Annotated in this window: 11 protein-coding genes; 6 read left to right on the top strand and 5 right to left on the bottom strand. The window is 64.9% G+C overall.

Going from position 1 to position 13,424, the window contains the following annotated elements; genetic code table 11:
• The first annotated feature begins 65 nt into the window (after nucleotides 1-65).
• From AB0M22_RS15845 to tgt, 3 genes are all read left to right on the top strand, one after another.
• Nucleotides 66-1,799, top strand: a complete 1,734-nt coding sequence (locus AB0M22_RS15845) for an ABC transporter ATP-binding protein (protein ID WP_364726281.1) — start codon at nucleotides 66-68, stop codon at nucleotides 1,797-1,799.
• Entirely contained in the window at nucleotides 1,796-3,715 is a 1,920-nt protein-coding gene (locus AB0M22_RS15850) for an ABC transporter ATP-binding protein (RefSeq protein ID WP_364726284.1), read from the top strand. Before AB0M22_RS15845 ends, AB0M22_RS15850 begins: the two co-directional genes overlap by 4 nt.
• Before the next feature lie 727 nt (nucleotides 3,716-4,442).
• Entirely contained in the window at nucleotides 4,443-5,723 is a 1,281-nt protein-coding gene (tgt, locus tag AB0M22_RS15855) for a tRNA guanosine(34) transglycosylase Tgt (protein ID WP_364726287.1), read from the top strand.
• Nucleotides 5,724-5,774: 51 nt separating this feature from the next.
• On the opposite strand, the gene AB0M22_RS15860 is transcribed toward tgt, so the two are convergent.
• Entirely contained in the window at nucleotides 5,775-6,554 is a 780-nt protein-coding gene (locus AB0M22_RS15860; RefSeq protein WP_364726290.1) for a queuosine precursor transporter, read from the bottom strand.
• Between the two features lie 29 nt (nucleotides 6,555-6,583).
• On the opposite strand from AB0M22_RS15860, the gene AB0M22_RS15865 reads away from it, so the two are divergent.
• Nucleotides 6,584-7,120: a DUF4190 domain-containing protein gene (locus tag AB0M22_RS15865; protein WP_364726293.1), complete on the top strand. Its 537-nt coding sequence runs from the start codon at nucleotides 6,584-6,586 to the stop codon at nucleotides 7,118-7,120.
• 75 nt (nucleotides 7,121-7,195) lie between these two features.
• Here the strand turns inward: AB0M22_RS15865 and AB0M22_RS15870 are convergent, their stop codons facing one another.
• From AB0M22_RS15870 to AB0M22_RS15880, 3 genes are read right to left on the bottom strand one after another with little or no spacing between them, the layout of a single operon-like run.
• On the bottom strand, nucleotides 7,196-7,906 hold the full coding sequence (locus AB0M22_RS15870) for an RDD family protein (protein ID WP_364726295.1): 711 nt from the start codon (nucleotides 7,904-7,906) through the stop codon (nucleotides 7,196-7,198).
• A gap of 44 nt (nucleotides 7,907-7,950) precedes the next feature.
• Nucleotides 7,951-8,868 carry a tRNA glutamyl-Q(34) synthetase GluQRS gene (gene gluQRS, locus AB0M22_RS15875; RefSeq protein WP_364726298.1) on the bottom strand — a complete coding sequence of 306 codons (918 nt, stop codon included), beginning with the start codon at nucleotides 8,866-8,868 and terminating at the stop codon, nucleotides 7,951-7,953.
• 48 nt (nucleotides 8,869-8,916) lie between these two features.
• A complete protein-coding gene (locus tag AB0M22_RS15880; RefSeq protein WP_364726301.1) occupies nucleotides 8,917-9,402 on the bottom strand; it encodes a DUF309 domain-containing protein in 486 nt (161 codons plus the stop codon).
• A gap of 419 nt (nucleotides 9,403-9,821) precedes the next feature.
• On the opposite strand from AB0M22_RS15880, the gene AB0M22_RS15885 reads away from it, so the two are divergent.
• Complete coding sequence (locus AB0M22_RS15885) at nucleotides 9,822-10,031, top strand: DUF397 domain-containing protein (protein WP_150400677.1); 210 nt, start codon at nucleotides 9,822-9,824, stop codon at nucleotides 10,029-10,031.
• 141 nt (nucleotides 10,032-10,172) lie between these two features.
• Here the strand turns inward: AB0M22_RS15885 and AB0M22_RS15890 are convergent, their stop codons facing one another.
• Nucleotides 10,173-11,828: a cytochrome bc complex cytochrome b subunit gene (locus AB0M22_RS15890; RefSeq protein WP_364726305.1), complete on the bottom strand. Its 1,656-nt coding sequence runs from the start codon at nucleotides 11,826-11,828 to the stop codon at nucleotides 10,173-10,175.
• 222 nt (nucleotides 11,829-12,050) lie between these two features.
• Between AB0M22_RS15890 and AB0M22_RS15895 the strand changes: the two genes are divergently transcribed.
• The gene (locus AB0M22_RS15895; protein WP_364726308.1) at nucleotides 12,051-13,418 is read left to right on the top strand and encodes a WS/DGAT domain-containing protein; all 1,368 of its coding nucleotides are present in this window, start codon (nucleotides 12,051-12,053) and stop codon (nucleotides 13,416-13,418) included.
• The last annotated feature ends 6 nt before the right edge of the window (nucleotides 13,419-13,424 follow it).

Genomic DNA, 13,424 nt, shown 5'->3' on the forward strand with positions numbered 1-13,424 from the left:
CTATTTATGCTGGTCAGAAATCTTTGCGACGCACGTCACTGTTCGCCGGTATTCTGCGATTCATCATGCTGATTCGACTTCTGCGCACCTATCTGCACCCCTACCGCGCCCAGCTGGCGGGGGTCGTTGTGCTGCAGTTGATCTCGGTGATCGCGATGCTGTATCTGCCGAGTCTCAACGCCGATCTGATCGACAACGGCGTCACCAAGGGCGATATCGGATACATCTGGAGCACCGGGCTACGGATGCTCGCCGTCACCGGCGTCCAGATCCTCGCCTCGGGCTGCTCGGTCTACCTGGGCGCGCAGGCGGCGATGAGCGCGGGCCGCGACCTGCGCGGCGCGCTGCTGCACCGGGTCGGCACCTTCTCCGCCCGCGAGGTCGGCATGTTCGGCGCGCCGTCGCTGATCACCCGCAATACCAACGACATTCAGCAGGTGCAGCTGCTCATCGCGATGTCGGCGACCATCCTGGTGATGGCCCCGATCATGTGCATCGGCGGCATCATCATGGCGCTGCGCGAGGACCTCGGCCTGTCCTGGCTGTTGCTCATCGCGGTGCCGGTGCTCGGGCTGTCGATGGGCTGGATCATCAGCCGGATGGTGCCCGGCTTCCGGGACATGCAGACCCGGATCGACGAGGTGAATCGCGTGCTGCGCGAACAGATCACCGGCATCCGGGTGGTCCGCGCGTTCGTCCGGGAACGCCAGGAGACCTGGCGCTTCGGCGTCGCCAACACCGAGCTCACCGACACCGCGTTGCGCGTCGGCCGGCTGATGGCGTTGATGTTCCCGCTGGTCATGCTGATCAGCAATGTCACCGCGGTGGCGGTGATCTGGTTCGGCGGGCACGCGGTCGACCAGGGCACCATGCAGATCGGCTCGCTCACCGCGATGCTGTCCTACATCATGCAGATCCTGATGGCCGTCATGATGGCCTCGTTCCTGGCCATGATGGCGCCGCGCGCCGCGGTCTCGGCCGACCGGATCGGCGAGGTGCTCGAGACCGAGTCCTCGGTCGTGCCGCCGAAGCTGCCGCAACCGTTCAAGGGTGATCCGGCCGACGTCGACTTCCAGTTCGCCGAGTTCGCCTACCCCGGCGCGGAGAAGCCGGTGCTCAAGGCCATTCGCTTCGAGGTGAAGCCGGGTACGACCACCGCGATCGTCGGTTCTACCGGTTCCGGCAAGACCACGCTGCTCAACCTGATCCCGCGATTGATGGACGTCACCGACGGCGCGGTCTACCTCGGCGGCACCGATGTCCGGCACATCGACCTGGAGCTGCTGCGCGAACAGATCGGCCTGATCCCGCAGAAGGCGTACCTGTTCTCCGGAACCGTGGCCAGCAACCTGCGCTACGGCAATCCGGACGCCACCGACGAGGACCTGTGGCGGGCGCTGGAGATCGCGCAGGCCGACGACTTCGTCCGGGAGATGGCGCAGGGCTTGGAGACCCCGGTCGCTCAGGGCGGCACCACCGTCTCCGGCGGTCAGCGTCAGCGCCTCGCCATCGCGCGGGCCCTGGTGAAGCAGCCGCGGGTCTACCTGTTCGACGACTCGTTCTCCGCGCTCGACGTGGCCACCGACGCCAGGCTGCGCGACGCACTGCGCCCGGTGACCAGGGACTGCGCGGTAATCATTGTGGCGCAACGGATCATGACGATCCGCGACGCGGACCAGATCGTGGTGCTGGAGGACGGCGAGATGGTCGGCATCGGCAGTCACGAACAGTTGATGCGCGACTGCAAGGAATACCAAGAGATCGTTTCGTCCCAGCTGAGCGCGGAGGAGGTGCGATGAGGCCAGGAATGCCGGCTCCCGGTGCGCCGGATGCCAAGGCGAAGTCGTTCGGCCCGTCGCTGAAGCGACTGCTGCACCGGCTCGCCCCGGAGAAGAAGTTCGTCTGGCTGGTCGTGCTGCTCGCCATCACCTCCGTCGTGCTGAACACGCTCGGCCCGTACATGCTGGGCAAGGCGACCAACCTGGTCTTCGACGGCGTGGTCGGCAAGCAGCTGAAGTTCCCGCCGGGGACCACCAAGGAGCAGGCGGTCGAATACCTGCGGTCCAAGGGCGACAACACCTTTGCCGACATGCTCAGCGCGATGAACGTGGTGCCGGGCACCGGCATCGACTTCACCGCGGTCGGCCGGGTGCTCATGCTGGTGCTCGCGCTCTACATCGGCGCGTCGGTGTTCGGCTGGTTGCAGGCCTTCCTGTTGAACATGGTGATCAACCGGACGGTCAAGCGGCTGCGCAGCGACATCGAGGACAAGATCCATCGGCTTCCGTTGCGCTACTTCGATTCCCAGCCGCGCGGCGACGTGCTCAGCCGGGTCACCAACGACGTGGACAACGTGTCGCAGAGCCTGCAGCAGACGATGAGTCAGCTGATCGTCTCGGTGTTCACCGTGCTCGGCATCCTGGTGATGATGTTCTGGATCTCGCCGCTGCTCGCGCTGATCGCCCTGCTCACCGTGCCCGCCGCGATCACCGTCACCGCACTGATCGCGAAGCGCTCCAAGCCGCACTTCGTCGACCAGTGGAAGCACACCGGCATGGTGAACGCGCAGGTCGAGGAGGCCTACACCGGGCACGAGGTGGTCACCGCGTTCGGCCGCAACCGCGAGGTCGGCGCCGAGTTCGACAAGCGCAACGAGGAGCTCTACCAGTCCAGCTTCAAGGCGCAGTTCATCTCCGGGCTGATCATGCCGGCCATCATGTTCCTCGGGAACGTGAACTTCGTGCTGGTGGCGCTGGTCGGCGGCCTGCGGGTGGCGACCGGTCAGCTCTCGCTCGGCGAGGTGCAGGCGTTCATCCAGTACTCGCGTCAGTTCAGCCAGCCGCTCACCCAGATCGGCGCGATGGCCAACCTGCTGCAGTCCGGCGTCGCCTCGGCCGAGCGGATCTTCGAGATCCTCGACGCCGAGGAGCAGAGCCCGGATCCGATCGCGGCCGACACCCGTCCGGTCGATCGCGGCGAGGTCGAGTTCGAGGGCATCTCCTTCCGCTACGAGGAGGACAAGCCGGTGATCGAGCGGCTGTCGCTGATCGCCGAGCCCGGCCACGTGGTCGCCATCGTCGGTCCGACCGGCGCGGGCAAGACCACGCTGGTGAATCTGCTGATGCGGTTCTACGAGCTGGACTCCGGCGCGATCACCATCGACGGGGTGGACATCACCCGGATCACCAGGGACCACCTGCGTTCCCGCATCGGCATGGTGCTGCAGGACACCTGGTTGTTCAAGGGCACCATCCGGGAGAACATCGCCTACGGCAACCCGAACGCGAGCGAGGAAGAAATCCTCGACGCGGCGCGGGCCGCCTACGTGGACCGCTTCGTGCACGCGCTGCCCGACGGCTACGACACGGTGATCGACGAGGAGGGTTCCGGCGTCAGCGCCGGCGAGAAACAGCTGATCACCATCGCCAGGGCGTTCCTGGCGAAGCCGTCCATCCTGATCCTGGACGAGGCGACCAGCTCGGTCGACACCCGCACCGAACTGCTGGTGCAGCACGCGACCGCGGCCCTGCGCCGCGACCGCACCAGCTTCGTCATCGCGCACCGCCTGTCCACCATCCGCGACGCCGACCTGATCGTCGTCATGGAGGCGGGCCGGATCGTCGAGCACGGCACCCACGAACGCCTGCTCGAAGAGCGCGGTGCGTACTACCGCCTGTACAACGCCCAGTTCGCGGCGGCGTCTGCGGAGGTGTAGCCGGTTCGGAAAGAGCAGGACCCATCGAGGTTAGTCAAATGGTCGCTAAATGATCTTCAACAGCAACCATTTGACTAACCTCGATGCGCGGGAACGACCATTTGACTCGACTCGATCTTCCTTGCCGTCTCTAAAACCGGACCACAGCCAAGGAACCACGCCGGAACTCCCACGTTGCCCATCCCAACTGCGGGAGGTAAGCCGGGTACCCCACCTGACGCGCCCAGCATTACTCGATCATTCCCAGGGACCAGGTGCACCTATCCAGGCAGGTACAACAACAGACATCCCAGGGTGACCTGGCAATAGATAGCTGAAGACCTACACAGGTTTTCACTGGAGCAGTGCTGGGCGCGTCGTGTGCCGTACCCGGCTTACCTCCCGCTGTCAGGTGCGTGTTCGTCGAGTTCCGGCGTGGTTCCTTGGCTGTGGTCCGGTTACAAACGCTTCGGACAAGAGCGGGAGGGTCGGTTGCGTTATCGAAGGGGGGTCTTCACACACCTGCTCCATCCATCACACTCCTGGATCCACACTCCTGCTTCGTCCTCCACACTCCTGCTTCGTCCTCCGCACACCTGCTTCATCCTCCGCGCACCTGCTTCATCTTTCGCATATCCGTCAGCACGTTGAGGGGTATGCGGAGTGAGAAGCAGGTGTGCGGAGTTGACCTATCTGTCGCTTGGTCTGCGGTTGCGGTTGAGGGTTGTGGGGCTAGGGGGTTGCCTCGATGAGGGGTGGGTGGGGGACCTGGGAGGATGTTCGGGTGTCAGACCCTGGTTCCTTCTCGTTCACTGTCGGTACCCGCCTCGACGGGCGGCACGGCCGATCCGGCGTGATCAACACCCCGCACGGCGCGATCGCCACGCCCGCGTTCATCCCGGTGGGCACCAAGGCGACGGTGAAGGCGGTGCTGCCGGAGACCATGCAGGAGATCGGCGCGCAGGCGCTGCTGGCCAACGCCTACCACCTCTACCTACAGCCGGGCTCGGACATCGTGGACGAGGCGGGCGGGCTCGGCAAGTTCATGAACTGGCCGGGGCCGACCTTCACCGACAGCGGCGGCTTCCAGGTGATGTCGCTCGGCGTCGGCTTCAAGAAGGTGCTCGCGATGGAAGCCGTGGGTGTGCGCAGCGATCAGGTGATCGCGAAGGGTAAGGAGCGGTTGGCCACCGTCGACGACGACGGCGTCACCTTCCGTTCGCATCTGGACGGCTCGAAGCACCGGTTCACCCCTGAGGTGTCCATGGGCATCCAGCATCAGCTCGGCGCCGACATCATGTTCGCCTTCGACGAGCTCACGACTCTGATGAATACGCGCGGCTACCAGGAGAAGTCGTTGCAGCGCACGCACGAGTGGGCGCAGCGCTGTATCGATGAGCACGAACGACTGACCGCGGCCCGCACGCATCGCCCGTACCAGGCGCTTTTCGGCGTGATCCAGGGCGCGCAGTACGAAGACCTGCGCCGCCAGGCCTGCCGCGGCCTGGAATCGTTGCGCGGCAGCGAGGGAACGGGTTTCGACGGTTACGGCATCGGCGGCGCGCTGGAGAAACACAACCTCGGCACCATCGTCGGCTGGTGCTGCGACGAGCTGCCCGAGGAAAAGCCCAGGCACATGCTCGGCATCAGCGAGCCGGAGGACATCTTCACCGCGGTGGAGCACGGGGCCGACACGTTCGACTGTGTGAACCCGTCCCGGGTCGCCCGCAATGCCGCGATCTATGTCGCCGAGGGCCGATTCAATATCAACACCAGTCGTTTCCGGCGCGACTTCACCCCGATCGACGACACCTGCGACTGCTACACCTGCGCCAATTACACCCGCGCCTACCTGCATCACCTGTTCAAGGCCAAGGAAATCCTCGCGGCCACCCTGTGCACAATTCACAACGAGCGCTACACGATTCGACTGGTCGACCGCATTCGCGCGAGCATCGAGGGCGGCTATTTCGACGAGCACAAGGCCGAGACGCTGGGGCGCTGGAAGGGTCGCATCCCGACCCCGTAGCCCGGTGGCCCCGGACTTCACGGCGTGAAGTCCGGTGGCCGCCAACGTCTTTCAGCTCAGTAGCGCGGCTTCTTCGCGCGGTGCGTAGGTCGGCTCGTGCTTCTTCAGCCAGGCGATCACCCGATAGGTGATCGGCAGCACGATGATCTCCGCGAGCGTCTTCCACAGGAAGCCGACGATCACGTAGTTCACGAACTGGCTCCACGAGTCGATGCCGATGGCGGTGGCCGCGATCGAGCAGAAGATCAGCGTGTCACCGAACTCGCCGACCACGGTGGAGCCGATCAGCCGGGCCCACAGGTGTTTTTCCTTGGTCCGTTCCTTGATCAGCACCAGCGTCGCGGAATTCAGCATCTCGCCGACGAAATAGCCGGCCAGTCCGGCGGCGACCAGTTGCGGCGTGGTCCCGATGATGGTGCGGAACGCGTCCTGGTTCTCGTAGAACGTCGCGGCGGGCAACTCGATCGCGATCTTGAAGCACACCACGGTCAGCAGCAGGACGGCGAAGCCGAAGTAGATGGCCCGGCGGGCGGATTTGAAGCCGTAGATCTCGCTCAGCACATCGCCGATGATGTAGGCGAGCGGGAAAAGGAACCAGGCGCCGTCGGTAGTGATCGGCAGCACCTCCAAGGGGCCTAGCTGCACCGAGTGATCGGTGAAGAACTGCACGCCCTTGGTCGCGCAGATGTTGGAGATGATCAGCGTTGCCGTGAACAACGCCACGATCGGTGTGTAGTACCCCCGCGCCACCTGGGCGAATGCCGCATGGTCGGGCGCGGGGCGTCCAGATTCGGGGACTTCGGTTTTATTCGGCTCACTCACCCGCATCATCCAACCAGGTTGTGGAATACCCTGTAGCAATGACGAATCCCGGCGATTCCGACGAATGGTGGAAGCAGTACGGCGGCCAAGGCGTATCGCCGGAATCCGGTGCACCGAGCTCGGTTCCGCAATACCCGAACGCTGAACAGCCATCGGGGTACCCGTCGGCGCCGCAATACCCGCAGCAACCCGCCCAGCCCATGACCCCGCCGCCGCAACAGCAGTACCCGGGCTACCAGCAGCCGCAGTACGGTCAAGCGCCGCAGCCCCAGCAGCAACCGTATGGCCAGCCGAACTACGGCTACCAGCCCGCCTACCAGCCGTACGGCATGGCGCAGCCGCAGGGCACCAACGGCCTGGCCATCGGCGCGCTCATCTCCTCGCTCGCCGGATTCGTCACCTGTGGCCTCGGATCGATTGTCGGGATCATCCTGGGCGTCATCGCGTTGAACCAGGTCAAGCAGTCCGGCCAGGAAGGCAAGGGCATGGCCCTGGCCGGCATCTGGATCGGCGTCGGCGCGATCGTCCTCGCCGTCCTCTGGTTCGTCGTCGTCCTCGTCGCAGGCACCACCTAGCTCGACCCCACGAAAACGTCAGGGGCGCACCCGAAAATCGGGTGCGCCCCTGCGCGTGTCTTCAGCCGGTAGGCGTCAGGACTTGACGACCTGGGTGCCGCCGGCGAACTTGTCGTGCCAACCCTGCTTGTTCGGGTCCTGCGAGATGGTGACCATGATGTAGATGGCGAGACCCAGCGAGACCAGGCTGCCGACGCACGGGATGATGCTCGCCGCGATGAACGCGTTGCGCTTCAGCGAGGTGACCGGATCGATCTTGGCCGCGCCGCCGGGGGCGAGCACCTTCAGGCCGAGCACCTTCTTGCCGATGGTGGTGCCCTGCGTGGTCTCCATGCCGACGAAGTAGCCGAGCTGCACCAGGGTCCAGATCAGGCCGAGGCCGATGGTCAGCCCGACGCTGTTCTTCACCAGCAAATAGATGATCAGGTACGGGATGTAGAGGACGAGCGCGTCGATGACGCGCGCACCGATACGGGTGCCGAGGTCACCCGGCTGGCCGCCGTACTGGTTGAAACCGCCCGGCTGCTGCGGGTACTGGCCGTACTGATCCTGCTGGCCGTACTGCGGCGCCTGACCGTACTGCGGCTGCTGGCCGTACTGCGGCGGCTGCTGGCCGTACTGGGGCTGCTGGCCGTAGGGCTGCCCACCCTGGGGGAACTGTTGGCCGCCCTGCGGGAACTGCTGACCGCCTTGCGGTTGCTGTTGGCCGCCTTGCGGGTACGGCTGCTGCCCATACGGCTGCCCGCCCTGCGGATATTGGTTGGGGTCGTACCCACCGCTTGTCATAGTTTGTCCTCGTCGAGTGATCAGTAGTTGGACGAATGCGTACGTTACGGACATCGACTGCGTTGCAACAACCCATTCCCGTCGAGTATCCACGGTTCGCGTGGCAGATGTGCCGGGTCGAAGCTGTCGAGCAGCTCGGCCGCCGAGGTCGCCGGGTAGCCGAGCGAGTGGGCCAGTGCGGCCACTACCTGGTCGGGCGTGTTGCCGAGCGCGCGTTGGTCGGCCAGCGTCACCGCGCCGTCGCGCTTAGCCAGGCGTTGTCCTTCGGCGTTGAGTACCAGCGGAACATGGGCGTACTGCGGCACCGGAAGATCCAGCAGCGTCGCGAGATAGGCCTGCCGCGGGGTGGACGGTAGCAGGTCGTCGCCGCGCACCACCTGATCGACGCCCTGGGCCGCGTCATCGACCACCACCGCGAGGTTGTAGGCCGGGATGCCGTCGCCGCGGCGCAGCACCACGTCGTCCACCGGTGCGCGGTAGCGCCCGTGCAGCTCGTCGACGATCTCGAATTCGGTTGCCGCGGCACGTAGGCGCAGCGCGGCCGGGCGTCCCTGGGCGCGGAAGTCGGTGCGCGCCTGGTCGGTCAGCGTGCGGCAGGTGCCCGGGTAGGCGCCGAGCGGACCGTGTGGCGCGGTGGCCGCCTGCTGTATTTCTCTTCGCGTGCAGAAACATTCGTAGGTGAGGCCGGCGGCGGTGAGCCGATCGATGGCCGCTTGATAGAGCGGAAGCCGTTCGGACTGCCGGATCACCGGGCCGTCCCAGTCGAGCCCGATCGTGGCAAGGTCGTCCAGCTGCCGCTGCTCGGCTCCCGGCCGGACCCGATCCAGATCCTCGATCCGCATCAGGAAGCGCCGGCCGGTCGACCGGGCGAACGCCCAGGCGAGCAGGGCGGTGCGCAGGTTTCCTACGTGCAGATCCCCGGACGGGCTCGGCGCGTACCGGCCCGCACCCGGCTCAGGCACGGGCCCGGCTGGTGCGGGATGAGGTGAACACGGTGCCCATCGTAGATATCAGCCGCGCAATTGCGGCGTCAGCTCCGTCGGCGCGATCGGTGTCTGCGCGTCCAGCGCGTCGAGCAGGGCCTGCGAGTGGGCGATCAGTCCCGCGCGGTCGATGCCGTAGGGCACGTCCGCGCCGTCTTCGGGCTCGAACTCGGTCAGCCGGGTGATCGCCCGGGTCAGCAGCGTGCGCGCACCCTTCGGATTACCTCGCTGGATGTGTGTGACACCGACAGCAAGTTGGGCAAGTGCCTGCCACAGCATCCGTTCGGCGAACGGTCCGTTCTTCCACGCCGCCTCTAATACCTCGTGCGCGTTGAATGCCAAACCGTCATCCAGCAGTTGCTGAGCGAAGGTGAGGGTTTGCTGCGGCGGTAGTTCCAGATCATCGGGAATTCGGGCAACTCCGGCACTGCCGGGCGGCAGCGGACGGCCCAATCGGTCACGCGGACGAGCGTTAAGGGCGCGACCTGCGTCGTCGCGATCGCGGTCAACCATGCCTTCCATCATGCCTGCCCACAGTGATGGCGTCGATGAGCCAGTGTCCGCAGAAAGAAACTATGCCGGATCACAGCACAATCACATCGATCGAAAAGTTTGCGGCAGTACGATCAGAGGAATGGTTGCAACCCGCTGGCAATGTTTCCGCAACATTTAATCTTCGCAAACTTGGCAGTTGCGATGATTCAATAAGCAAGAGACGGGCAAACTTTCGATCAACCTGCTAAAGTCTCTGTCGCGGGGGCAACCTCGCGGGGTGTATTCCACCCCGACGTACAGTGCGATAACGACGCACCGTTGAGTTGCGCGCTTTCGTCAGGCGCACAGGGGATTCGGCGTTGCTTGGCCGGGTGCCGGTGCTAGTTGAACGATGTCAGAAGAAATCTCGTTCTCGACGCAGCAAAGGAGCTAGTGCCGTGGAGGTTGATTTGACGGATGCTGTGTGGCGCAAGAGCACATACAGCGGCCCTGATGGGAACTGCGTGGAAGTCGCCTTTCTAGTCGACGGCAAAATCGCGGTCCGTGACACCAAGGACAACGGATGTGGCCCGGTGCTGGCGTTTGCCCCGGGGCAGTGGGACGCATTCCTAACCGGAGTAGCGCAGGGGGAGTTCGGGCGGGCCTGATAACAACAGGCTGCCTGAACAGGCACTATGGGCCCCGGGTCGGCACGGCTCGGGGCCTTCGCAATATTCGGGCACCGGGATTCCGGCGTCCGAATACTTGCGTGTAGGGATAATGCGCGCCGGCCAGCTATTCACCGCCGGCTATCGCGTTGAACCGTTCCCGCCCGGACCGTTCCCGTTCCGGCTATCGCGTTCCTGGTAATTCCGCAGTACCGCGAGCTGCCGTCGCTCTTCCTCGTGGTCGGCCTCGTGATTGCGCTCGGACTCCTGCCAGGGATCGGCACGGAAGAAGCTGCCGGTGCCCGGCTTGCCCGCCGCACCGAGCTTGCTCATCTTCTTCGGCACCGGCGCACCCTGGTACGCCAGCGGGATCGGATGGCCGTGTTCGTCCACCGGCCCCAGCGGTTGATGGAGCTCGATGTACTCGCCGTTCGGCAGCCGCCTGACCACACCGGTCTCGACGCCGTGTTCCAGCACCTCCCGGTCGCCGCGCTGCAAGCCGAGGCAGATCCGATAGGCCACGAAGTAGGCCAGCGGCGGAATCAGCAGGATGCCGATACGTCCGGTCCAGGTCGTCGCGTTCAGCGAGACGTTGAACTGGTAGGCGACGATGTCGTTCACGCAGGACAGCGTGAGCACCACGTAAAACGCGATCGACATCGCACCGATCGCGGTGCGCACCGGCACGTCGCGCGGGCGTTGCAGCAGATTGTGGTTGACGTACTTGTCCCCGGTCAGCCGTTTCTCGATCCACGGATAGGCGATCAGCACCGTGAACACCAAGCCCATGATCAGCGCGCCCCACACCGGCGCGGGCACCGTGTAGCGGCCCAGATAGATTTCCCACGGCGGAATCAGGCGCATCATGCCGTCGGTCCACATCATGTAGAAGTCCGGCTGCGACCCCGCGGAGATCTGCGAAGGGTTGTACGGACCCATGTTCCAGATCGGATTGATCTGCAACAGCCCGCCCATGATGGCGACGATGCCCAGGGTGAACGCGAAGAACGAGCCCTGATCCAGCGAGAACACCGGCACGATCCGCGCGCCCACCACGTTGTTCTCGGTGCGGCCAGGCCCCGGGAACTGCGTGTGTTTCTGGTACCAGACCAGCGCCACGTGCGCCGCGATCAATGCCAGCATGATGCCGGGGAACAGCAGCACGTGCGCGATGAACAGGCGCGGAATGATGATGGTGCCCGGATAGTCGCCGCCGAACATCAACCAGTGCAGCCAGGTGCCGATGATCGGCATGCCCAGCGTGATGGACGAGAACGCCGCCCGCAGCCCGGTCCCGGAGAGCAGATCGTCCGGCAGCGAGTAGCCGAAGTAGCCCTCGAACATCGCCAGGATCAGCAGCAGCGAACCGATCACCCAGTTCGCCTCGCGCGGTTTCCGGAACGCGCCGGTGAAGAACACCCGGAACAGGTGCACGATGATCGACGCCGCGAAAAGCAAAGCGGCCCAATGATGTACCTGTCGCACGAACAATCCGCCGCGCACTTCGAACGAGATGTTCAGCGCCGTCTCGTATGCCCGCGACATGGTCACGCCACGTAACGGCTGGTAGGAGCCGTCGTAGACCACCTCGGTCATGGACGGGTCGAAGTACAAGGTCAGATAAACACCCGACAGCAACAGGATGATGAAGCTGTACAAGGCGATCTCACCGAGCAGAAACGACCAGTGCGTCGGAAACACCTTGTTGATCGACCGCTTCAGGAAATTGGCGGCCTGATATCGCTCGTCGGCGGAATCCGCCTGCGCGCTGACCTTGCGACCGAGTTGAGTTGCCATGGTCGACACCCCGCCCCTGGGAGAGTGGTTGCGTTCTACTACAGACGGTAGCAGGCAAGGCGTCCGGAATCGATAGGTTTTCGCCTATCCACTTGTGGATCAAGATCATTCGCGGATTTCGGGTGCACCGAAAGGTCGATCAATTCCGCTGCCGGACCCATGTCCCGTTCGACGGGCAGGCGGCGGGGTTGATGGGTTCGATACTGTCGGGAGGTGGTTTCGATGGCGCCGCAGGACGCGACGATGTACTGGCTGTCGGGCCGTACTCGCAATGATCTGTTCCTGCTGTACTGCTTCACCGATACCGGGCGACCGTCGGCGGAATTACGCGCGTTCGTTGCCGAACGGAGCGCGCGGATCGGTGACCTGCGGGTCCGGGCGCGCGATGTTCCCGGCGATCTGGACTATCCGTCGTGGGTGCCGTGTGAGTTCACCGCCGATCAGTTCATCGAGCATGCATTGCCGACACCGGATTGGGTGCACCTGCAAGCCGCGCTCGGCGACGTGGTCGACACCGGCGTGGATGCGTCGGTGCGACCGTGGCGAGTGCACCTGTTCCGCGGCATAGTCGACGCCCCGGGCGGCGCTGACCAGGCGCTCGTCGCGGTTCTCCAGATGTCGCACGCACTAGCCGACGGCCGGCGCGCGGCCGAGATCGCGCGGGCCTTGTTCGCCGAGGAGGGCGACGCCACACCGAACTCTGTGTCAGGCACACCCCGCAGTGTTGTTCTGCCCAGTCGTGCGATGGCGACCGCCGCGGCGGTGCTGGCGCTGCCGCGGCTGCCGATTCGGATGGCCCGCACCGCAGTTCTCGGGTATCGAGCGTTTCGGGCCCAGCAGGAACTCGCCGAACTCACCGCGGCGGGGGAGTTGCCGCCACCAGGGCCGGACTTTCCGCCCAGTCTCGTCAATCATGCTGTGGCGGAAGTTGATTCGGCCCATCGGGTGCGGTTGATCGTGTGTGACGCCGTATCATTGCGTGTCCCCGAACGCACGGTGACCGTTGTCGTGCTGACCGCCGTCTCGCTCGCACTCGCACGCTACCTCGAAAAGCGTGGGGGGCCTGTGGATAAACTCGGCGCACAGGTGCCGATGGCGTTGTCCGATACCGCAAAGAGCAACGCCCACAACAACTATCGAAGCCTCAGCGTCGACCTGTCCATCGATGAACCCGATCTCCGCGCACGGGCCGACAAAATCGCCGCGACCATGGCCGACCGGCGGCTGCGCGCCCAGCACCCGCTGTTGACAGCTCAGGATCGCGTCACCGATGTCGTCCCCGCGCCAATGCTCCGCCGCGACATCGCCCGCTACCCCCTCGACACGGTGCCGGATTCCATCGCAGGTCACACCGTCGTCTCCAGCGTCTACCGCGGCCCGGCGAACCTCACCTTCGGCGGCGGCCCGGTCCGCTTCACCGGCGGCTTCCCGGCGATCGGCTCGGTCATGCGACTGACCCACGGCGTCCACGGACTCGGCGACACCGTCACGATCTCACTCCATGCCGATGCCGCGGCAATTCCGGATCTCGACGCCTACGCCGAGTTGTTGCGCGCCGCGTTGAATGAGGCGGCGCAGGGGTTGAAATGATTGCGG

It is taken from the genome of Nocardia sp. NPDC051756, assembly GCF_040681495.1.
Taxonomy (GTDB): Bacteria; Actinomycetota; Actinomycetes; order Mycobacteriales; family Mycobacteriaceae; genus Nocardia.

Bases quoted from the DNA above. Each gene is read 5' to 3' on its own strand.
- AB0M22_RS15870 (WP_364726295.1), bottom strand. From the start codon at position 7,906: ATGACAAGCGGTGGGTACGACCCCAACCAATATCCGCAGGGCGGGCAG.
- AB0M22_RS15895 (WP_364726308.1), top strand. From the start codon at position 12,051: ATGGCGCCGCAGGACGCGACGATGTACTGGCTGTCGGGCCGTACTCGC.
- AB0M22_RS15850 (WP_364726284.1), top strand. From the start codon at position 1,796: ATGAGGCCAGGAATGCCGGCTCCCGGTGCGCCGGATGCCAAGGCGAAG.
- AB0M22_RS15890 (WP_364726305.1), bottom strand. From the start codon at position 11,828: ATGGCAACTCAACTCGGTCGCAAGGTCAGCGCGCAGGCGGATTCCGCC.
- AB0M22_RS15860 (WP_364726290.1), bottom strand. From the start codon at position 6,554: ATGATGCGGGTGAGTGAGCCGAATAAAACCGAAGTCCCCGAATCTGGA.
- AB0M22_RS15845 (WP_364726281.1), top strand. From the start codon at position 66: ATGCTGATTCGACTTCTGCGCACCTATCTGCACCCCTACCGCGCCCAG.
- AB0M22_RS15880 (WP_364726301.1), bottom strand. From the start codon at position 9,402: ATGGTTGACCGCGATCGCGACGACGCAGGTCGCGCCCTTAACGCTCGT.
- AB0M22_RS15865 (WP_364726293.1), top strand. From the start codon at position 6,584: ATGACGAATCCCGGCGATTCCGACGAATGGTGGAAGCAGTACGGCGGC.
- tgt (WP_364726287.1), top strand. From the start codon at position 4,443: ATGAGGGGTGGGTGGGGGACCTGGGAGGATGTTCGGGTGTCAGACCCT.